Origin of the sequence: Caballeronia grimmiae (assembly GCF_000698555.1) — a bacterium.
In the GTDB taxonomy this organism is placed as follows: Bacteria; Pseudomonadota; Gammaproteobacteria; order Burkholderiales; family Burkholderiaceae; genus Caballeronia; species Caballeronia grimmiae.
This window is the reverse complement of the sequence record NZ_JFHE01000009.1, coordinates 77,871-97,738: the sequence shown is the minus strand read 5'-3', so window position 1 is coordinate 97,738 and position 19,868 is coordinate 77,871. Positions and strand designations below refer to the sequence as shown.

General features: G+C 60.0%; 16 protein-coding genes and 4 pseudogenes. 13 read left to right on the top strand and 7 right to left on the bottom strand.

Features of this window, described 5'->3' with window-relative positions:
* Window positions 1–26 precede the first annotated feature (26 nt).
* The 3 genes from BG57_RS12480 to BG57_RS32545 form a co-directional block, all read right to left on the bottom strand.
* A complete protein-coding gene (locus tag BG57_RS12480) occupies window positions 27–1,010 on the bottom strand; it encodes a lactonase family protein (protein WP_035963413.1) in 984 nt (327 codons plus the stop codon).
* 238 nt (window positions 1,011–1,248) lie between these two features.
* The gene (locus BG57_RS12475; RefSeq protein WP_371875873.1) at window positions 1,249–3,330 is read right to left on the bottom strand and encodes a hypothetical protein; all 2,082 of its coding nucleotides are present in this window, start codon (window positions 3,328–3,330) and stop codon (window positions 1,249–1,251) included.
* A 577-nt stretch (window positions 3,331–3,907) separates the two neighbouring features.
* Window positions 3,908–4,342, bottom strand: coding sequence for a hypothetical protein (locus BG57_RS32545; RefSeq protein WP_152562577.1), 435 nt, complete (start codon window positions 4,340–4,342; stop codon window positions 3,908–3,910).
* 704 nt (window positions 4,343–5,046) lie between these two features.
* On the opposite strand from BG57_RS32545, the gene BG57_RS33755 reads away from it, so the two are divergent.
* Window positions 5,047–5,268 (top strand): hypothetical protein, encoded by a 222-nt coding sequence (locus BG57_RS33755; RefSeq protein ID WP_035963410.1) that lies wholly within the window; start codon window positions 5,047–5,049, stop codon window positions 5,266–5,268.
* A 169-nt stretch (window positions 5,269–5,437) separates the two neighbouring features.
* Here the strand turns inward: BG57_RS33755 and BG57_RS12460 are convergent, their stop codons facing one another.
* Window positions 5,438–6,448 carry a zinc-binding alcohol dehydrogenase family protein gene (locus tag BG57_RS12460; protein WP_035963408.1) on the bottom strand — a complete coding sequence of 337 codons (1,011 nt, stop codon included), beginning with the start codon at window positions 6,446–6,448 and terminating at the stop codon, window positions 5,438–5,440.
* Window positions 6,449–7,073: 625 nt separating this feature from the next.
* Between BG57_RS12460 and BG57_RS34315 the strand changes: the two are divergent.
* A pseudogene (locus BG57_RS34315) lies at window positions 7,074–7,321 on the top strand (ArsR/SmtB family transcription factor); the annotation flags it as partial.
* A 110-nt stretch (window positions 7,322–7,431) separates the two neighbouring features.
* On the top strand, window positions 7,432–7,719 hold the full coding sequence (locus BG57_RS12450) for a DUF1330 domain-containing protein (RefSeq protein ID WP_035963406.1): 288 nt from the start codon (window positions 7,432–7,434) through the stop codon (window positions 7,717–7,719).
* 245 nt (window positions 7,720–7,964) lie between these two features.
* On the opposite strand, the gene BG57_RS34310 is transcribed toward BG57_RS12450, so the two are convergent.
* From BG57_RS34310 to BG57_RS32535, 3 genes are all read right to left on the bottom strand, one after another.
* A complete protein-coding gene (locus BG57_RS34310) occupies window positions 7,965–8,117 on the bottom strand; it encodes an acetoacetate decarboxylase family protein (protein WP_371875872.1) in 153 nt (50 codons plus the stop codon).
* Window positions 8,118–8,175: 58 nt separating this feature from the next.
* Window positions 8,176–9,330, bottom strand: coding sequence for a low temperature requirement protein A (locus BG57_RS12445; RefSeq protein ID WP_035963405.1), 1,155 nt, complete (start codon window positions 9,328–9,330; stop codon window positions 8,176–8,178).
* A gap of 230 nt (window positions 9,331–9,560) precedes the next feature.
* Window positions 9,561–9,734 carry a hypothetical protein gene (locus BG57_RS32535; RefSeq protein ID WP_174447217.1) on the bottom strand — a complete coding sequence of 58 codons (174 nt, stop codon included), beginning with the start codon at window positions 9,732–9,734 and terminating at the stop codon, window positions 9,561–9,563.
* Between the two features lie 418 nt (window positions 9,735–10,152).
* Between BG57_RS32535 and BG57_RS32530 the strand changes: the two are divergent.
* The 10 genes and pseudogenes from BG57_RS32530 to dhaL all read left to right on the top strand — a co-directional run.
* Window positions 10,153–10,266 (top strand): annotated as a pseudogene (locus tag BG57_RS32530) (IS701 family transposase); the annotation flags it as partial.
* 41 nt (window positions 10,267–10,307) lie between these two features.
* Window positions 10,308–10,448, top strand: a pseudogene (locus BG57_RS32525) (IS3 family transposase); the annotation flags it as partial.
* A gap of 2,013 nt (window positions 10,449–12,461) precedes the next feature.
* A complete protein-coding gene (locus tag BG57_RS12430; RefSeq protein ID WP_174447216.1) occupies window positions 12,462–13,481 on the top strand; it encodes a LacI family DNA-binding transcriptional regulator in 1,020 nt (339 codons plus the stop codon).
* Window positions 13,482–13,595: 114 nt separating this feature from the next.
* Complete coding sequence (locus tag BG57_RS12425; RefSeq protein WP_035963399.1) at window positions 13,596–14,927, top strand: ABC transporter substrate-binding protein; 1,332 nt, start codon at window positions 13,596–13,598, stop codon at window positions 14,925–14,927.
* 66 nt (window positions 14,928–14,993) lie between these two features.
* On the top strand, window positions 14,994–15,950 hold the full coding sequence (locus BG57_RS12420; protein ID WP_035963569.1) for a carbohydrate ABC transporter permease: 957 nt from the start codon (window positions 14,994–14,996) through the stop codon (window positions 15,948–15,950).
* Window positions 15,947–16,899 (top strand): annotated as a pseudogene (locus tag BG57_RS34230) (carbohydrate ABC transporter permease). The gene BG57_RS12420 and the pseudogene BG57_RS34230 overlap by 4 nt, the downstream one beginning before the upstream one ends.
* Window positions 16,896–17,090 carry a hypothetical protein gene (locus BG57_RS12410; protein ID WP_035963398.1) on the top strand — a complete coding sequence of 65 codons (195 nt, stop codon included), beginning with the start codon at window positions 16,896–16,898 and terminating at the stop codon, window positions 17,088–17,090. The pseudogene BG57_RS34230 and the gene BG57_RS12410 overlap by 4 nt, the downstream one beginning before the upstream one ends.
* A 4-nt stretch (window positions 17,091–17,094) precedes the next feature.
* Window positions 17,095–18,198, top strand: coding sequence for an ABC transporter ATP-binding protein (locus tag BG57_RS12405; RefSeq protein WP_035963397.1), 1,104 nt, complete (start codon window positions 17,095–17,097; stop codon window positions 18,196–18,198).
* Window positions 18,191–19,228, top strand: coding sequence for an ABC transporter ATP-binding protein (locus BG57_RS12400; RefSeq protein WP_035963395.1), 1,038 nt, complete (start codon window positions 18,191–18,193; stop codon window positions 19,226–19,228). The genes BG57_RS12405 and BG57_RS12400 overlap by 8 nt, the downstream gene beginning before the upstream one ends.
* Window positions 19,225–19,857 carry a dihydroxyacetone kinase subunit DhaL gene (dhaL, locus tag BG57_RS12395; RefSeq protein ID WP_035963394.1) on the top strand — a complete coding sequence of 211 codons (633 nt, stop codon included), beginning with the start codon at window positions 19,225–19,227 and terminating at the stop codon, window positions 19,855–19,857. The genes BG57_RS12400 and dhaL overlap by 4 nt, the downstream gene beginning before the upstream one ends.
* The last annotated feature ends 11 nt before the right edge of the window (window positions 19,858–19,868 follow it).

Here is a 19,868-nt window from a genome sequence, read left to right as displayed (position 1 = left end):
CATTTCCTGTGATTCTTGTTGAGCGATCAGGACGCGTTGGCGACGAAGATGATGCCCGCGGGATACATCATCGTGTTGCCCGCGCTTCCGGCTACGCACGACGCGATGACGCCGCTTGCGTTGATCGAGCAGGCAGCAAGCGAGTTGTTCGCGAGGTTGGTCACATAGGCCGTGGTGCCGTTCACGCTGATGTCGATGGGGGCGGCCAGATTCGTGGTGTCCTGCGTCTTCGTGCATGCGCCAGGCGTGCCGTCGTTGCCGATCGCGCAGCTGGTGATCGAGTTGTCGCCCGTGTTGGTGACGAAGAGCCGTTTGTTCGCGACGGTGATGCCCGTCGGCGCGTTGAAGGTCTTGCCGCCGTCGCTCGTCGTGCAGCCGGAGAGCGAACCGTCCGAGCCGATGCTGCATGTTGCGACCGTGTCGTTCTGCTGGTTCGCGACATACACGTACTTCGCATCGGCGACCACGCCGACGGGACCGTTGAACGACCCGTTCGCGGCGGGCGCCTTGCAGCCGTTCAGCTGGCCGCTGTCCGCGCCGGAGCAGACGGCCACGGTGTTGTTCGCGTTGGTGAGGTACACATACGAGCCGGATACGGCCACGCCCATCGGGCGATTGAGCGCGCCGTTGCCTGCAAACGTGGTGCAGGCGGGCGTCCCGCTGTTCGGCCATGTGCAGGCCGCGACCGTATGGGTGCCGAGATTCGACACATAGAAGCGTCCATTCGCGGCGTCGATGCTGCCGGGAGCGGAAAGACCCGCAGCGATCTGTGCGACGCATCCGCCAACGGTGCCGTCCTTGTTGACCGTGCAGGATGCTAGTGAGCCGTCGCCGTTGGTGATGGTCAGCGTGCCGGCACGCGTGACAGGCGCGTCGACGACCGCGTTGGTGTTGTCGCTGCCGCAGGCGGCGAGCGTGGCCGCGAGCGCGAAGGCGACGCTAGCGCCCAGGGTGGCGCGCGCGAAACTGGCGTGCCGTCGACGCGCATTCGTCGATTGCTTGTTGTTCATTGCGTTGTGTCCTTTCTTGTTCCGATCTTTTTCCGATGCGCGCGTGCGTGTGCACCCGCTTGGCACCGTGGAGTGCCGGGATTGCATCGTGCTTGCGTTTGCATTACGGCTTGATGCCCAGGAACTTGAGGCGTCAATGCGTCACGTGCAGACACACGACGTTCAGAACGAACGCGTTGCCGGTGCCCCCACGTGAGATGGATGTGAAGCGCCGCCGTTGGGCGGCGCAGTTGGCGTGTTACCTGGCGGCCGTTGTGGAAGCGGTCGCGGCATCGAGCGTCTTTGTCGCGACGCGGTAGCACGTCGGCGTACCCGTTGCGCCGGAGACCTGATAGACGAGCTTGTGTCCCGCCGACGAATCACGCGACTGCTGCGAGCTCAAGGTGACCATCTTGCTGAACTGCCCCTGCTTCGTCGCTTCCTTGGTAATGATGAGGGGTGCGAGGTCGGGATCGCTGCGGGCAGAGTCGGCGTCGATAATGCGGCGCACATTCGACAGGCTCGTTACATACCAGTCCGCACCCAGCTTCGACGTCTTCTGAATGAACGGGCGATACGCGGGCCCCGCGAAGTGACTGTCGATGATCATCCACGGGTCCATGTCGGTCGTACCCAGTTGCGACAGATCGACCTTCGTCTTCGAACCGTCAGCGCGCTTGAAGTACTTCGCGAAGTCGCCGCCGAGACGGGAGCCGAGCTGACCGGCCGTCGCGGGATCGTAGTACTGACCTTCCGGTCCGTTACGCAGGTCGCTGAAACGCATCCCCGTCCATGTCACCACATGCGAGACTACGAATCCGGACGCCACGTTCGCAGGTGCAGATTTCGGCAGCGCGGATTCCGTGATGTACAACAGGTCGCCCGGTCGCAAGTGATCGACCAGTTGCTCGATGTTGTCCTGGTTGATGTCGAGGAGGACGCCCGCCTGATCGGTGACGGACACCAGCGGGTCGGTGCCGATCGAACATGCCTGCGTACCGATGCCGGTCTGCAGGTTTCCGGTTGCGTGCGTGACGCCCGCGAAGTTGTAGGCCCACGACGTGAAGTCCGAGCAATCGACGCCTTGCCATTTGGTATCGGCCTTCGCGAGGGGCGTGGTCGTCTGTACACCGTTGCTCTGACGATTCGGCGCGCAGGTCATCTTCGACGAGTGCAGCGTCGAGTTGAAGTACGAGGGCTGGCTGGCGGGCGGCACCCAGCCAGGAATGTGATGGTGGCAATAGTTGAGGTTCTGGTCGACCCAGTAGTTTTCGACGGCCATCAGCAGTTCGCGCTGGAAGGTGGGGCCGTCGGCGGCGCACGAACTGGTCGCGATGGCGCCGTATTGCGTGGCGCGCGGTCCCCACGAACCTGCGTCCGCGAAGCTCGCCCAGTTGTCCGACGTCAGGGTGCCACCCAACCGCGCCTGCACATCGTCGCGGCGGGCCGTGAAGAGCGCGCGCTGTTCGCTGTAGAGCGCGATGCGATCGTGGCACGCCTGGCTGCTCACCGTAATGTTGGCGGCCCTGCCCGGAATGATCTGCTTGAGCGCTGCGAGCGATGTGATGCCCGAACGATTGCGCGAATTGCCCATGAAATCCACCACGCCCGTGCTGAGCGCACAGTTGGCGCCGGCGGGCGCGGCGATCGTACCGTCATCCGACGGATTGCCCGCGCCTGCGTTGCATTCGGCGAGCGTGTCGCCGTTCGCGGACTGGCTTACGATGTTCTGCGTGCTGTCGGCGATGGAAACACCCGTCGACGTCCGGCTCTGCGATTCCGCGCCGAGCGCGAGCGCCATCTTCGCGCCGTTCGATACGCCAGCCGATCCGCTCGCCGCATTCGCCGTGACGAAGGAAGGAGCCGTCTGCTGCACGTCGATGTCGCCAGCGAAGGCATTCACGCGCGACATCGCAGCAGCGACGTTGCTGGCAGTGAGGCCACCCGCCGCACGCGCATCCGCGACCACGGCATTCGAATAGGCGGAGACGATCATCTGTGACGGCGTGCTGAGATACACGGCGTCGATCTCGCCCGGCATCGTGGCTGTTTCGCCCGTCGATTCTTCTTCATAGGCGCCGCCTGTCACCCGAATGAGCACGGGGTAGCGTAGATTGCCGAGAAGAGAAAACGTGCCGTCGCTGCGAGTCGTGCCCGTCGCGAGCGGCGTGTCGGCCACGGAGCCGTCCGGTGCGATTGCAAAGGCGCTCACGGAAGCATTGGCAACGGGTCCCAAATACACGGCGCCCGAAGTGGACGGTGAGGTGCTTCCGCCACAGGCGGACAGGAAGAGGGCGAGTGCCGCGCTTGTCGCGGCGGTAAGTTGGACTGGTTTCACCATAACCTTGCAGAAAGCGGGCTTAGGCTGTTGTTCATAACAGCGCGCGATTGACCGGTGCTGATTGCAACGACACGCACCGATACTCGCAGGTTAGGCGAAAGTGACAGGTCCCAAAGTTCCGATCATGTTGGGGAATAGTGGCCTTTTCGTTGAATTGACAAGGAAGGCACAGGCGAGGACAAGCAACACGAACGCGATAATCGAGTGGGTGACGAAGGCATGGCGGGGACCTGTGCGTTTCTACGTGCGCGCGTTTCGGCAACGGATGAACGCTGGAATGTCCGTTTATTTTTTCTCTAGCGCGTGTGTCCGGTCCATTGAATTCCTAATGCGTCCGCTCTGCAGCCTGCCATAGTGCTGACGTCCAAAGGAGCCTCGTCGACCGATTGATAAGTGCGAGGCGCCAGAGAAGTCGAGTTTTGCTTCTCGCCACGCAGCAATAACGGAGCGGCAACTTTTGCCGCCAACTTGAGACGCCCGTTCCCGGTCGTCTTGCCGACGGCGAACGCTAGCCACTTTTAGCGCGTCGCGTAATCAGCGCGCCTCGAATCGGCTCCCGGCCGCGCGGTTGAGTCAGCTACGCATGTCGGAATGCTTTGCCGACCAAGCTGTCATAGTCGGCCGGGTCGGTCCGAACGATGGTTACGACCATCTGGGCAACCGCGGAATCGGGTATCAACTCGCTTGCCAATACACGTGCGGTATGCAGCGAAACGACGTTGCGTACGGGCTGCGTATTCAGCTCGTCGCTGATCGAAAATATGAATCGAAGAAGCTCGCCCGACTCCGGTTCTACGGCTTCGTGAGCGAGGATCGTCGCTAACACCTGCATCGTGACTCCTCTGAACCCTTGAAATCGACACAGCCGCAGCATAGACGATTGTTGGACATCACGCATTTTGACGAGCAACCGGTCGATGCAGTGCCTCTCGCGACCGCGTTCCGCAATGTCGGTGACAGCACGGAAGCGGGCCGATCCTTCTGATGCGGTGACACGGAGCCGTGGATGCATACGAGCGTCGAGGCATACGGGGCTAGTCGCTGTCAGCGTGTCTCCGAACAGAGACACCCCCTTGGAAGAGGCAAGACATTTTCCTTACTTCACAGGCTCTCGCGGTGTCTATACGAATGCCAGGTACGTTGACCGAGCCGCTTAGCCCCTTTACACCGTCTCCGCAGCAAGTCGTCCAAAACATGCGCCGTCAACACGTAGCGTCAAAAGAGTCCGATGGACATGCACAGCAGTGCTTAGGACAGCCGAAGCTCATGGAAGAGACTTGCTGAAGGAGTCGCGATGTTGCGCGTAGTGGGCTCAGTGAGAATGCTTTGGGCGAGCCGTGCGGTACTGCACACGATTATCTCGGCGAAGCCTCGCGGACGAGACGGACAGCACTTAGACGAATGCGTGGGCGAAGTACCGATGCATTGGATTCACAATGTGGTTGGCACGCGTGGATAGCCAGACATAGCACGTCGCGAATAGTGAAAGTGTTAAGCCCATGCTCGAACACGACGCCTGTCCGCTGGCGTCCAGCGCATGGACGCGCCCCACAGGTTAGGGGGCGTCCTACAACCCTACACAAGAGCGGTCATACTTAGTAGAGGACAATGCGATGCTTATCTTGCAACTTGCCATGGCAGGACGTATTCAGATTGTCAGAAAAAACGTGCGTCCCGTGCCGGAGGAGCATCTCCGTGTGGGAGAAAGGACTCCACATGATGCAACGTAATAGGCGTGACCAACCTACCGCCGCGGAAACATCTGGTGCCGAGCTTGGACTTGATCGCTTCGAGGGATTCAGCGACGCGGTCTTCGTAATTGCGCTGACCCTGCTGATGGTCGAGGTCAAGGCACGGGCGATCGTGGAGATCGCGAAGCAGCGTTCCGAGCAGGGAATCGCCGCCCGACATGCGATCGTGACGAAGATCGCTGAGTGAATTCGACGCCAAGAAGCTCCAGTCCCGAAGCGGGGTGACCAAGTCGGCGTACCACGCGTCCTTACCTTCGCGAAGCGCCGCTCAGTCGGCGTTTGGCGGGTAAAGCTTCTCGACGTGGATGAAGTCCACGATCACGATACAGTCGTCATGGACCTCACTCCTCAAAATCTCAAAAGCCGGACAGCACAATCTTGCCGCGCGCCTTGCCGCTCTCGATCAAGGCATGGGCGCGGCCAAGATTGGCCGCGTTAATGGTGCCGAAATGGTCCGCCAACGTCGTGCGCAGCACGCCGGCGTCGACCAACTCGGCGACCCGGACCAGAATATCGTGCTGTTCGATCATGTCCGGGGTCTGGTACATCGAGCGGGTGTACATCAACTCCCAGCGCAGCGAGATGCTTTTGGGCTTGAGGATCGGCACGTCGAGCGACACGGGGTCATCGATCAGCCCAAGCTTCCCCTGCGGCGCCAGCATCTCGGCGATTTCAACCAGGTGCTTGTCGGTATGGGTCAGGCTCGCCACGTAATCGACCCCGTCAATGCCAAGGCCGCGCAGTTGCGCCGGCATCGGCTTGGTGTGGTCGATCACATGGTGGGCACCAAGCTCGCGTACCCACTCCTGGGTTTCCGGCCGCGACGCCGTGGCGACCACGGTAAGGCCGGTCAGCTGGCGCGCCAGCTGGATCAGTATGGAGCCGACGCCGCCGGCACCGCCAATGACCAGCAGCTTTCCGATAGGGTCTTTGCCTTCGGGCACTTGCAAACGGTCGAATAGCAATTCCCACGCCGTAATCGAAGTCAGCGGCAGCGCGGCCGCTTCCTCGAAGCTGAGGCTCTTCGGCATCGGGCCGACGATGCGCTCGTCGACCAGGTGCAGCTCGCTGTTGGTACCCGCCCGCAGCAGCGAACCGGCGTACATGACGGGATCGCCGGGCTTGAACAGGGTTACTTTGTCGCCCACGGCCCGCACCACGCCGGACGCATCCCAGCCCAGCACCTTCGGTACCACCGGGGGCGGCAGCACGCCGCCACGGATCTTGGTATCGACCGGGTTCACCGAGACCGAATGAACTTCCACCAACAGGTCGTATCCGGTGGGCTCGGCCTCGGGCAACGTGGTGTCGGTCAGGGCATCCGGCGATCCGAGCGGAACCGACTCGTTATAGACAACAGCTTTCATATGCACTCCATAAAAATGACAGCTTCAGTTACAGCGGCAAGGGTTGTTGGAATCACCAATAAGTCAGCAACGCATATGCCCCTTGCCGTATCTGTTAGTGGCGCAGGTTGACCATCGTATAGGTGAGTGTCCTGGAGGTGGAGTAGACCGACTCAGGCGCTGCACGGGCTATGTTTCTCGCTAAACATAGGTATCGGATAGTATGCTCGAATTGAGCGTTCACGGTTCCACCGTGCGCGGCGGCGACGGGTTTGTTAAGTATGGCGCGAGGACATGCCGCGCCATCTGATGTCTTCACGTGGCGAAGAACTGCCTGATCGGGCCATAACATGAGGGAGACACCTGCGTGCGACGTGCATCGCGAAAGTCACACATGCCGTTTTCGCCTGCGAGTCGGCTGATGGCTTCTATGAGCGGGTAGCAAGGGGTCGATTCCCCTTGACGCTGGCCTTTCAAATGGCGACATTTATATACGCTGTGCGAATGCCGCCCGCCGGATGACCGCCGTCGATGGAAACTCCGCCACACTTCCAGCGTGTAGTAACACGCGCTCGCGCCCCGAAGGCCAATCAAACGTGCCGTCTGCCCAGACGCATGACTCTCAGGGCAAACGGCACATCAGCACGAGATCGTCCGTCAACTATCAACGGTCGACGAGGCGACCTGCGGCGAGCTTGACGGTGGCCGCCCTAAGTCAAGCGTCTCCCATCATTTCCGGATCCTGTGCGAAGCGGGCTTGGTGCGCACGCGCGTAGCCGGCACCGTGCATCAAAATTCACTGCGTCGCGCTGAGTTGGATGCCCGCTTTCCCGGCTTGATGGAGGCCGTCATCAAGCAGATCATCAACAACCAGCATTGAGCGAATCGGCGTGAAAGTCGGCTGAAGGTCGGTGGACGAGCCGCAAGCGCAGACTGCGCCTCACGGATATGGGTTTCATGGCACTATTGAGCGCACTTAACATCCATATCAGGAGCGCAGCGCGATGGCGACTTACATTGTATTTACAAGGGAAAGCACGCAAGATCAGCGGGAGCTCGATGCGTACCAAAGCAAGGTAAGCGACACCTTCCAAGGTCATCCTGTCAAGATCCTGGCTGCTTACGGACCACAGCAGGTGCTGGAAGGGGATGCGCCGGAAGGGGTCGTAATCGTGGAGTTCCCGTCTACCGCCGCCGCGCGTGCGTGGTACGACAGCCCGGCCTATCAAGAGGTTGCGCAGCACCGGTTCCGGGGTGCGCAATATCGCGCCGTTCTCGTCGAAGGCGTGTGACGCAAGCCGTCAACGCCACGAGACGACTCGGTCGCCGGATGGAGCGATGCCGGCCACTTGCTGCCTCTCACGGGTAGCGGTAAGCGGCCGTTCCGCTGACTCCCGCCGCCGGTCAATTCGCTTTTCACTTCCCGAGCCCTTGGTTAGACCGCGACGGACGTGCGACTCTACTCGTTGACGTAGTCATGCGAAATTCTTCCATACTGAAGCGTGATGTCGGCAATGAGATGGACGGCTCGCAAGACTCACCTCACGGGCAAATCAGCCACCGGCGCGTTGACGTGCGGAACAAGAACTAAGCGCGCCGGGCCGGACCATGCTCCCTTCACTTGAATGTCCGACAGGTTATAGCGGCTGTCGGAAGTGGCAGATCGTCCATTAGCACCATCTCTTCGCAACAGGCCCTGATAGCACAGCCACGCATCGTGACTAAAGAACTTGCGGTGTGGCTCATGGCTAGTCTCCCGCGATAGCGCTGTCGTGCGGGGGGTCGTGACGCTGACGTGGGACGTTCAGGTATCTGAGACTGAGGAAAGCATAACAAATCACCGCAGCGGTAAGACCGCCTAAGATGTAACCGGTTCTGGGCAATAGGAGGGCAAACCCGGTCAACACGAAGACGATCAGGGTGTTGACGACCAGTTGGCGCCGCAACTCGGGCCGCTCCATGAAATAGCCGTACTGCTTGCCAATAAAAAAGCAGACCGCGCCGATGACTGACAGTACCCGGAAATCGGATACCACCATGTCGTCCAGCGTCGCGTGCCGGATCAGGCTCGCTTCAATCGACAGGCTGATGAAGACGAAAAAGTGCGAGTACAGGACCGAATGGCCGGTCGTGAGCTTCTGTTTGGTCAACAGGTGAAAACTGTCAAAGTAGACCCACCAGATGCCCGATATCATCACGAAGCCGGTGGCGGCCGTCAGCAGCTTCTCTACAGTCCAACTGATGTTGGCCAGTCCCGTGGACAGGCTGCTAACGGACTCTCCCAGCATGATGATCGTGAGCAGGCCCACACGCTCGATCAGGTGCTCGGTATGCACTGGGATGACCTGGAGACGACGCGGCAGAAAAAGGATGAACGCAGCCAGATCGAACACTATTCCAAGGTAAAACACGACATATCGCTGTGGCTCCGGGAACAGGATCGAAGCGAGGCTGATGGTGGTGCCAGCGACGATTACCCAGCCAACTGTCGTTGTGAGTGCCTCGCTTTTCTTATGCCGGTTTTTCGACACGAAATACATTATGGCGATGATGTATTTGGAAGCGGCGTAGCAGACGATGATCGCCTCAAAACTGGCTAGGAATCGTCGGTCGATCAGGCCCGAGATGATAATCAGCAGGAACATGATGAACAGGGTTGCCAGCCGATGCTTCCGGTCATCCGCGTCGAACCGGTTGGCATACATCGTGTGGCTGACCCAGATCCACCACAAAGGGATGAAAATCAGGACGAATTTCCAGAACTGGAGTGGGTCAAGATGACCCTCGTGCGTGTGGCTCAAGATATGCGTTACGTCAGCGATCGTCACAGCAAAAATCAGGTCGAAGAACGCCTCGAGCCAGGTCGTATGGCGATTGGAATCGAAATACTTTATGTTGAGCATACGGCCTCATTGTCGTGTTTGCGCCGGGGGCACGTCCACGCGTTGCGTCGCGATACAAATGGCAGGACGAGGCGGCTCATATCTATATAGGATTGCTTATATAATGATCGAATTGAAGTGCCGGCAACAGTTTCCTGTGCCTGCGTCAGCCCATTCCTAGCTACACGCCATTTCGATGCCCTACAGGCGGCCCCCACCACGCCGGACGCATCCCTGACCAGCACTTGGTGCTACTGGGGCAGCAGCATGCCGCCACGGATCTTGGAATCTACCTGGTTCACCGGGACCGAATGTACTTCCGCCAACAGGTCATACCCGGCTGGTTCTGCCCCGGGCAACGTAGTGTCGGACAGGGCATCCGGCGAACCGAGCGGGACCGGTTCGTTATAGACAATGACTTTCATACGTACGCCATACAAATGACGTTTCAGTTACAGCCCGCGATGGTTGTTCAACAGACTAGTATTGTCAGGACGCGTATAGCAATGATGTTCCTTTTCTGGGCGCCTCGCGTCATGGTTGAACCACGTGCTTTGCACTGACGCACAGTAGTACTGGCGCAGGTTGAACATCGTCTAGGAAATTGTCGTGGATGCGTAGTGGATCGGCACAGGCGCTACATAGGCGGGAATCGGTGCAAAAAGGCACGCGCCTATATGACCGGGGACTTGCGCCGTTGTGGCGCTTGCAGTTCAGCGCCGAAGGAGCGTCGCTTTGGTGATTATCTGCTGATGCGCCGCAGTCGTGACGAGAATGCGAGCATGCGTATTCCGTCGTCTACGCGCCCCGCAGCAAGATCACCCCCGGACTTTGCTCGACGTCGCTGGCAGGCGATGGGCGATCGAAGTCGGCTTTGAGGCCGCCCAGGGTGAATGCGGCCTCGACCAATATGAGGTGAGTCGCTGGCAGGGCTGGTATCGCCACGTCACTCTGGCGTCGCGCTGTGCCCCTGGTTGGACAAGCGAACGTGTAAGAGGTCGGTCGGAAGCGTCGGCGACTCTTACGACGACGCTCTGGCCGAAACGATCAACGGCTTGTACAAGGGCGAAGTTGTGCATCGGCCTTCATGGCGTACGCTCCAGGATGTCGAACTCTCCCCGCTCGAATGGGTGCACTGATACTAGCGCTATCGGTTGCTCGCCCCGCCCGGGTGAGTGTCGCCGGAGGAAGCTTACGATCGGAACCCGGTGCGTTCCGCTCGCGCGGCGTAGCGCCAAACCCGGCGGTCACCAACAAAGCGGGGGCGGTTCAACCGCGGCATTCACGCAGCGCTGGAAACTTACTCAGGTCGATGCCAAACCCATTGAGGCGCACCATTTTCGACCGCAGTCAGCGTGCGTTATAGGTTCGGACACTGCCTTGCATCGACGACGCTTTGCTATAGGCGATTGGCTCCTGCCGGAGGAGGTCCGCCTGCCTGCCTGTGCCTCCCACTGCGCTTTCGAAGTCGCGATACGACCCCGTCCCATCGTGAGCAAAATGCTTCAGGTCACTCCAGCTAGCCACAGCGCGACGTTGACAGAGTAGCGGTGCGCGTCCCGAAGGGCTTGCTGCTCGGTCTGCATTCCGTTCCCGGGAGGTTCAGTCACAAAGCTCGGACAGCCAAGTCGCGTATCCCAGTTGTAGTCGGCAAAGTGGTGAAATGTGCTTTGAGCGACTGCGGGGCCGCCTCCGATGGAGGGTTCGAAAGCGACTGCAAGATTGAAACTCCTTCCTGTCACCTTGCTTTTACCTCGCGCGATCACTCGAGCTGGTTCATCGTTAGGAGCATCAACGGCGCCCTCGTGCGGGTGTGCTGGCAGGAACCGAATTGCGCCAGTGGGAGAGTCAGGGTCCGCCAATACTGGATGTGTGGGAGCGACGATCGCGACTGCCTGAAAGTCTCCGTTTGCGCCCGAGTGAAAATTGGGCCAAGAGATGTTGGTTGAGAAGGGGTCGTCAGTCACACGTCTGGATTGGTCAGGGTCTGGATTGCGCGTGTGAAAGTAGTGTGCCTTGCCCACCCCGCCCAGGCTGCACAGCGAACTGCCCACATCCATGTGATCCCTCGTGACGAATAGGCCGCGGCCTGCCTGTCGGAATCGCGTTATTCCCCCGCAGTCCTCGGGGGTCAGACCGTCCCCATCGTCAACCGCAAACAGCCACAACTCGTCGAACTCCGTTTCATCGAGACGAGAAAGAATCGAGTCTGGCTGCCCGAGCCGCTCGCGGTCCCGAGCAACGACGTTGAACGTCACGCCCCCGTCAGAAGTTCGATGTGTCCGCAGTAATTCCGCCAAGCGGCTAAACCGCGCTATCGACCAATTGTCGCTCATAGGCGGAATGGTCGTTTGAAGCAGGATCTGGATAGGATGCACGATGGTCAGCTAGTCGCGTCAGTCAACTACTAAGCGGAAGGCGCCGGGACGTTTCCAACATAGCTAAATGCCTGAGATTGTCAAACCCGGCGTACGGTGCGAGCAGTGTCATAAGATGGCACGCGGTTGTTGGACCTGTGCGCTGTCGTTCACCCAGACGCCGTTTCTGAGAGGATTACCGTCGACGGGAAGCGTGGTCTTGTCGGCGTCGCAGATGCGGAGTCATGGATTCTCCGCCGACGAGATGGGTTCGAGCGTAGTGCCGTCGGGCGCAGCGAATGCATCGATGAGCCCCGCTATTCGTAGGAGCGTGCCGGTGCCCGACAACCAGCGCCTGTTCAGTACGGATTCTCAGCTACGCGTGAACTGTGACGACTGACCCAGACGGCTAGTCGGACCGTGGCACGTCTTAGGCGGTCCGCGCGCCCTGCGCCGAACGCGAGCGATCACGCGTTCTAACCGCGATCACCGACGTGCCCGCTAGGAAGCTTGCGAGCACGTCGCACGTCATTGCCTCGACCACGAACAAGGCATCGATCGCGTCCCGCGCAATGTTTGCCCTTATTCGATGCGAGGCAGTTCACCGAAATGTTTCTTGTGCGACGCACCGTGCACTGATTTAGGCGATTCATGCGTTCACTCATCCAAGCCGATGCATGAGTTGAATGCCATCAAGAATGATGCGTTTAAGGCCGTAAAAAACTTGCATTCGCTGCGGAAAAAGCTACCTTGATTTAACGAAAATCTTCTTCTGGCTCGGCACCGGAGAGCCACATGCCTGCTACACGTATGATGATCGCGCGTCGTGCGGGCGTCAGCGTAGCCACGGTCGATCGTGTGTTGCGCGACGATCAGGCTGTGCGTCCGGAGACTGCAGATCGTGTCCATCTTGCGCTGGCAGCCCTGCGCGACGAACGGGCTAGTCGCGGCCGCCCAGCCAAGATAAACACGTATCGCGTGGCGTTTGTTCTGCCTCAGGTCAACTCCCGTTTCATCGATCACGTCGAGCGCAATATCGCGCTGTCCGCGAGCTTCTTTCGCGAGCACCGCATCATTCCGTCGCTCTACCGCTGCGATTTCACGACTCATCGAGACACCATTGCCTTCGCTGAACAGATGATCGACTACGATGCACTCGTGCTTGTGCCGCTCGACTACCCAGCAGTCGAACGCCTTGTTGAGGATATGAGCGATGCGGGCGTGCCTGTTGTCACCGTGTTCTCCGATCTGCCCGCCAGTCGCCGCGCAGCGTATGTCGGCGTCGATAACCGGATTGCTGGACGCACCGCAGGACTTTTGATGGGTCGCTTTCTCGGCGCGCGAATCGGCACGGTCGCCATTTTGTCGGCCTCGTCGCGCCTGCACGATCAACTGGAACGACGCACCGGCTTATCGCAGGTGCTGGAAGAGGACTTTCGCAATCTGCGGTGGATTGCCGAACCAGACTTCGCCGAAGATGACGATGGCGCAGGTCTTGCCGTGCAGGGCCTCCTTGCACGTTACCAGGATCTAGTCGGGGTCTATGTGACAGGTGGCGGCATCTCAGGCATCGCAACGGCATTGCAGGAATCGGGCGACAAGGCACGCCTGGTACTGATCGGGCATGAATGCACCGCGGAGACTCGCGCACAACTGTCCGAGCGCGCGATCGACGTAATCCTCGATCAGGATGTGCGCGGCATCGTTCATTGGGCAGGCCTCGCCGCCATCAATTTTCTTAACGACGTACGTGGCGCGCTCGCCATCCCAACGCCGGAAACCCGGATTTATCTTCGTGAGAATGCGCATGCCTGAAGCTCGCGACACGCGGACTTGCGTTTAAAGCCGCTGGAGCCGATACACAGCACCCGGCGCATGGGCGCTGTTTCACATCAGGTTGGTGACCCGAAAAAGACAAGGAGAAGACAAATGTTACGTCTTAAGTCAGCAAGGGTAATCGCGGCGGCCACGGTATCGTTGGGACTCGGCATGGCAGAGGGCGCGCAAGCACAGGAAAAGCAGTTGACCTTATGTTGGGCGGCATGGGACCCGGCCAATGCACTCGTCGAGCTATCCAAGGATTTCACGACCAAAACCGGCATCAAGATGAAGTTCGAATTCGTGCCGTGGACGAGTTACGCCGATCGTTTTCTCAACGAACTTAATTCGCATGGCAAACTATGTGACCTGATCATTGGGGACAGCCAGTGGATAGGCGGCGCAGCGGTCAACGGGCACTACGTCAAGCTCAATGATTTCTTCGCGAAGACCAAGATATCGATGAACGACTTCGTGCCGGCGACCGTCGTCGGTTATGCGGAGTGGCCAAAGAATACGCCGAACTACTGGGCGTTGCCGGCAATGGCCGACGCAGTCGGCTGGACCTATCGCAAGGATTGGTTCGCGCGCCCTGAGTTACGCGCCGAGTTCAAGCAGAAATATAAGCGTGAACTCGAACCGCCAACCACGCTGGACGAACTCAAGCAAACCGCGGAGTTCTTCCAGGGCCGCAAGATCGATGGAAAGACCGTATACGGTGTCTATATCTTTACCGAGCGCGGGTCTGAAGGCATCACAATGGGAGTGACCAATGCGCTTTACAACTTCGGCTTCGAATATCAAGACCCCAAGAAACCCTATCACCTGGATGGCTTCGTCAACTCGCCGGGCGCGGTCAAGGGGCTGGAGTACTACAAGGCGCTTTACAAGTGCTGCACGGCGCCGGGCATGACCAACGCGTACATGCAGGAAGGTCTGGATGCCTTCAAGTCGGGCCAGGTGGCGATGCAGATGAACTGGTTTGCATTCTTCCCAGGACTCTACAAAGACCCGAACGTCGGCGGCGACAAGATCGGCTTTTTCGTGAATCCGCGTGAGATCAAGCAGTTCACGCAGCTCGGCGGACAGGGCATCTCGGTCGTGTCGTACTCGGACCACAAGGAAGACGCACTTGAATACATCAAGTGGTTTGCGCAACCCGATGTGCAGAAGAAGTGGTGGCAGTTAGGCGGCTATTCGGCGGCGAAGTCGGTGGTGGATGCGCCCGACTTTCCCAAGAGTGCACCTTTTGCGCCGGCATTTCTGAAGTCGATGTCGATCGTGAAAGACTTCTGGGCTGAACCCGCTTATGCAGAACTGCTGCTCGACATGCAAAAGCGCGTGCATGACTATGTCGTGGCCGACAAGGGCACGGCCAAGGAGGCGCTCGATCTGCTGGTTAAAGACTGGAACAAGGTCTTCAAGAACGAAGGGAAGAACTAGCGTGCATCCAGGACTGGACCGGCGCCCCCTGCACGGATGCCGCCGGTCCGCATAAAGGAGCGAGGCATGTTGGCACACAAGCCTTTTTCATCGGCGGGGCTGGAGTCGCGAGCGTCGGCGCGTGGGCGCACACGTCTGGCCGGGTTATCGGACAGAACCATTGCGTGGCTGTTCATCCTTCCAACCATCCTGCTGCTGCTGGCGATCAACATCTTTCCGTTGATCTGGGCGTTACGTCTGTCGTTCACGAACTTCAAGTCGAATATGCCGAGTGTGCCGGCGCGTTTTGTCGGTATCGACAATTACGTCGACATTCTCACCGACGAAGACGTCTGGTACGCAATGCAGGTGACGGCGCGTTTCGTGTTCTGGTCGGTCGGGCTAGAGGTTCTACTGGGTTTCGGCCTCGCGTTGCTGATCAACCGGCAGTTTCGCGGTCATAGCTTCTGGACCACGCTGATCCTGCTGCCGATGATGCTGTCGCCGGCAGTCGTGGGCAACTTCTGGACCTTTCTGCTGCAACCGCAAACGGGGCTCTTCAACGATATCGTCGGCTTCCTCACTGGGATTGCGCCCGGCTCATTTCAGATGATCGGCGACGTGTCGCTCGCACCGTGGACCATCGTGATGGTCGATACGTGGATGTGGACCCCCTACGTGATGCTCATCTGCCTCGCGGGCCTGCGGTCGATTCCCGACTACATCTACGAAGCGGCCGAAGTGGATCGCGCCACGCCGTGGCGGCAGTTCTGGTCGATCACATTGCCGATGACCTTGCCGTTCCTGATGCTCGCCGTGCTGTTTCGCGGCATCGAGAACTTCAAGATGTTCGACATGGTGAACCTGCTGACTTCGGGCGGCCCGGGCTCGGTCACCGAAACCGTGTCGATCACCTTGAAGCGTGCCGCGTTCGAGAAATGGCAGACCGGCTATTCATCGGCTTTGGCGATCATTCTGTTCGTGACGGTGTTCGGTGCGGCGAACATCTACGTCAAGGCGCTCAACCGGGTGAAACAGCGATGAGACCGACGGCTACTCAACACTCGGTGGTGGCGTCGTCGCCGCGCGGCAAGCGCTTCGCGGCGGCGGTTGTCATTACTTACGCGCTGGTTGCAACCTTGCCGATGGTGTGGATCTTCCTGACGAGTTTCAAGACGCAGGAAGACGCGATTGCCTATCCGCCCGTCGTGCTGTTTCAGCCGTCGATGGAAGGCTATGTGAACCTGTTCACGATTCGTTCGCGGCAGACGCCCGAGTTCATCGCCGGTCTGCCGCCCGCGCGGACCTGGTATGAGCGTGATGTGCGCAAGCGCAACATGGTCATCGCGGGACCCTCGAAGGTCCTGCCGCGCTTCGTGAATTCGCTCGTGATCGGTTTCGGTTCGACCTTTCTCGCAGTATTTCTCGGCACGCTGGCGGCTTATGCGTTCTCGCGTTTCAAGGTGCCGCTCTCCGACGACCTGCTTTTCTTCATCCTGTCGACGCGCATGATGCCGCCGATCGCGGTCGCCATTCCGATCTACCTGATGTACCGGGCACTGGGCCTGAGCGACAGCTATGTCGGCATGATCGTGCTGTATACGGCGGTAAATGTGTCGCTAGCGGTATGGCTGCTGAAGGGGTTCATGGACGAGATCCCGCGCGAATACGAGGAGGCGGCGCTCGTCGACGGGTACACGCGCCTGCAGGCCTTCGTCAAGGTGGTGCTGCCGCAGGCGATCACCGGCATCGCCGCGACCGCAATCTTCTGCCTGATCTTCGCGTGGAACGAGTACGCATTCGCGTCACTGCTTACAAGCGGCGATGCGCAGACGATGCCGCCGTTCATTCCGTTCATCATCGGCGAAGGCGGGCAGGACTGGCCGGCCGTCGCTGCGGCGACGACGCTTTTCGTGCTGCCTATCCTTATCTTCACTGTGGTGCTGCGCAACATTTATTGCGCGGCATCACTTTCGGAGCGGTGCGCAAATGAAACGAGACTTCGTTTTGCCGAAAAAACATTATCTTCGCCGTGGCTACAGCGAAGCGGTGTCGACTGCACTGATTGGTCTCGGCGTGGCGATGCTGGTGCAGCCGTTTTCACTGACGTTGTTCACATGGTCGTTTCCGGTCATCCTGGTAGGCGCGCTCGCGTTCGTCGTGACCAGCCATTTCCCGGACTGACACCATGTCCACGATCGTTCTTGCCAACCTTCACAAGCGCTTCGACGACTTTGTCGCGGTGCGCGACACCAGTCTGACGATCGGCGCCGGACGCTTTGTCGTGTTGCTCGGCCCATCGGGTTGCGGCAAGACCACGACGCTGCGGATGATTGCCGGCCTCGAGTTGCCGACCTCCGGTCAGATTCTCATAGACGGTGAGGACGTGACCGCATTGCGCGCACGTCAGCGCGATATCGCGTTCGTCTTCCAGATGTTCGCGCTATATCCCCATATGACGGTGCGCAATAACATCGCGTTTCCGCTGAAGAACGAGCATGTGTCGCGCGATGAGATCGCGGCACGAGTGGCTGCGGCCGCGCGCATGCTGCGTATCGAGAACATTCTCGATCGCAAGACCGGTGGGCTGTCTGGCGGCGACCGGCAGCGCGTAGCGCTGGGCCGCGCGATCGTGCGGCAGCCGAAGGCGTTTCTGATGGACGAACCACTCGGCACGCTCGATGCGGATTTCCGCGAGCTGATGTGTCTCGAGTTGCGCAAGCTGCATAACGCGCTTGCCGCCACGACCGTCTATGTTACGCACGATCAGAGCGAAGCGATGGCGATGGCCGACGACATCGTGGTGATGAACAAGGGTGAGTTGCTGCAGGCCGGTCCGCCGCAGGAAATCTATTACTTTCCGGCGACGGTGTTCGTCGGCAACTTCATCGGCAGTCCGCCGATGAATTTCCTGCCAGTCGATGGCGGCGTGGACGCGGGCCACGAAGAAGTCCGCCTGCACGGCGCACCGGTCGCGGTGCCGCGCTGCGGAGCCGCCGCAGCGCGCGTGTTGTTGGGCATTCGTCCCGAGCATGTGGCGATCGATCAGCACGGTCCGTTGCGCGGCAAGGTCATTGCCGATGAATATCTTGGTTCGCATCAGGTGCTGGTGGTCGAAACCGCGCTGGGCGTGGTGAGGGTGCGGGTGGGAAAAGACGATGGTTTGCCTGCCGGATCGCCGGTCGGTTTGTCGTTTCGCAAGGAACGCACGCTGTTGTACGACGCGCAGAGCGGCCGGCTGCTGCCGCGCACCGTTCGCACCATGCCTGCACACGGAGAAGCTAATGGCTGAAATCCAGTTGCGCAATGTGTCCAAACGGTTTGGTGACATCGCCGCAGTCGACGATCTTTCTATCGATGTGAGGGACGGCGAGTTCGTGGTACTGCTCGGGCCGAGCGGCGCGGGCAAGACCACGACGCTGCGTCTGATCGCCGGGCTGGAGCGGCCGGATGCGGGCGACGTGCTGATCGACGGTGGCATTGCGACCGGAGTGCATCCGTCGGATCGCGACGTCGCGTTTATCTTCCAGCAGTATTCGCTGTATCCGCATCTGACCGTGTTCGGCAACCTGGCGTTTCCGTTGCGCTCGCCACGAAGGCGCAGCAGCGAGGCGGACGTGCGTGCCCGCGTTCACGCGGTCGCGCAGATGCTGCACATGGAATCAAAGCTCGACAACATGGCGACGCATCTGTCCGGCGGCGAAATGCAGCGCGTGGCGATAGGGCGCGCGCTCGTGCGGCAACCTAAGGTGTTTCTGATGGACGAGCCGCTGTCGTCCCTCGATGCGAAGCTGCGTGAAGAGTTGCGCATCGAACTCAAACACCTGCATCGTACGATCGGCGCGACGATCATCTACGTCACGCACGATCAGGTCGAAGCCACCACGCTCGCGGATCGCATCGGCATTCTTGACCAGGGGCGTCTCGTGCAACTCGGCACGCCGCGCGAGGTGTATGGAAATCCGGTGTCGCTGAGCGCTGCGCAGCGGCTCGGCTCTCCGCCAATCAACCTGCTGCCACACACTCTGCTCGATTTGGCTCACATGCCGGCGGGAACGACGACTGTCGGCATCCGTCCTGAGGATATCGTGCTGCATGACCCCGATGTGTGCGACGCGCGTGGCGTACAGGGCGCACTTAGTCTGACTGTGCTCGAATATTCGCCGCTACGCCATCTGCTGATACTCGATCGCGCGGGAACCGCCGTTGTGGCAACGACCGTTGCGGAGCGCAATTTCTCGCCGGGACAATCGGTCGGCGTGTCGATGCCGGCGCGCAGCCTTCTATATTTCAGTGCCGACGGCAGGAGAATCCCGACATGAACGGCAAAACGGTCATGGCGTGCATCGACGCTGCCTATGCGGCGTTGAAGGAGCATACCGACGAGATCGCATCACTCGACCAGCAGATCGGCGATGGCGATCACATCTTCAATCTGCTGCGCGGCATGGAAGCCCTGCTTGCGGTGCGCGCGGAGATCGAGGCCGAAGCTTTCGGCCCCGCGCTCGACATCGCGGCTACCAAGGTGCTGTCGACGGTGGGCGGATCGTCGGGGCCTTTATTCTTCTCGTTGCTGAACGGCATGGCGAAGGCGTCCGTGACCAATGCAATGGATGTGGGCGGCTTCGCCCAGATCTTCGCGGCGGGCGTCGAGGCCGTCCGGCAACGCGGCAAGACCGGCGTCGGCAGCAAGACGATGATGGACGTGTTGATTCCGGTCGCGAAGCGCTTCGCAGAACTTGCCGCAGAAAGCGCCGCGGCGCGCGTGGTACTCGACACGCTGCCGCAAATCGCCGAGGAAAACATGCTTGCGACTCGCGACATGTTGGCGACCAAGGGAAGGGCGTCGTTTCTCGGCGAGCGTTCGCGCGGACATATCGATCCCGGCGCGCGCTCCAGCCAGATCATGATTGCTTCGGTATGCGCGCGGCTCGCGCAACGCAACGGATAAAGGAGCGGGAG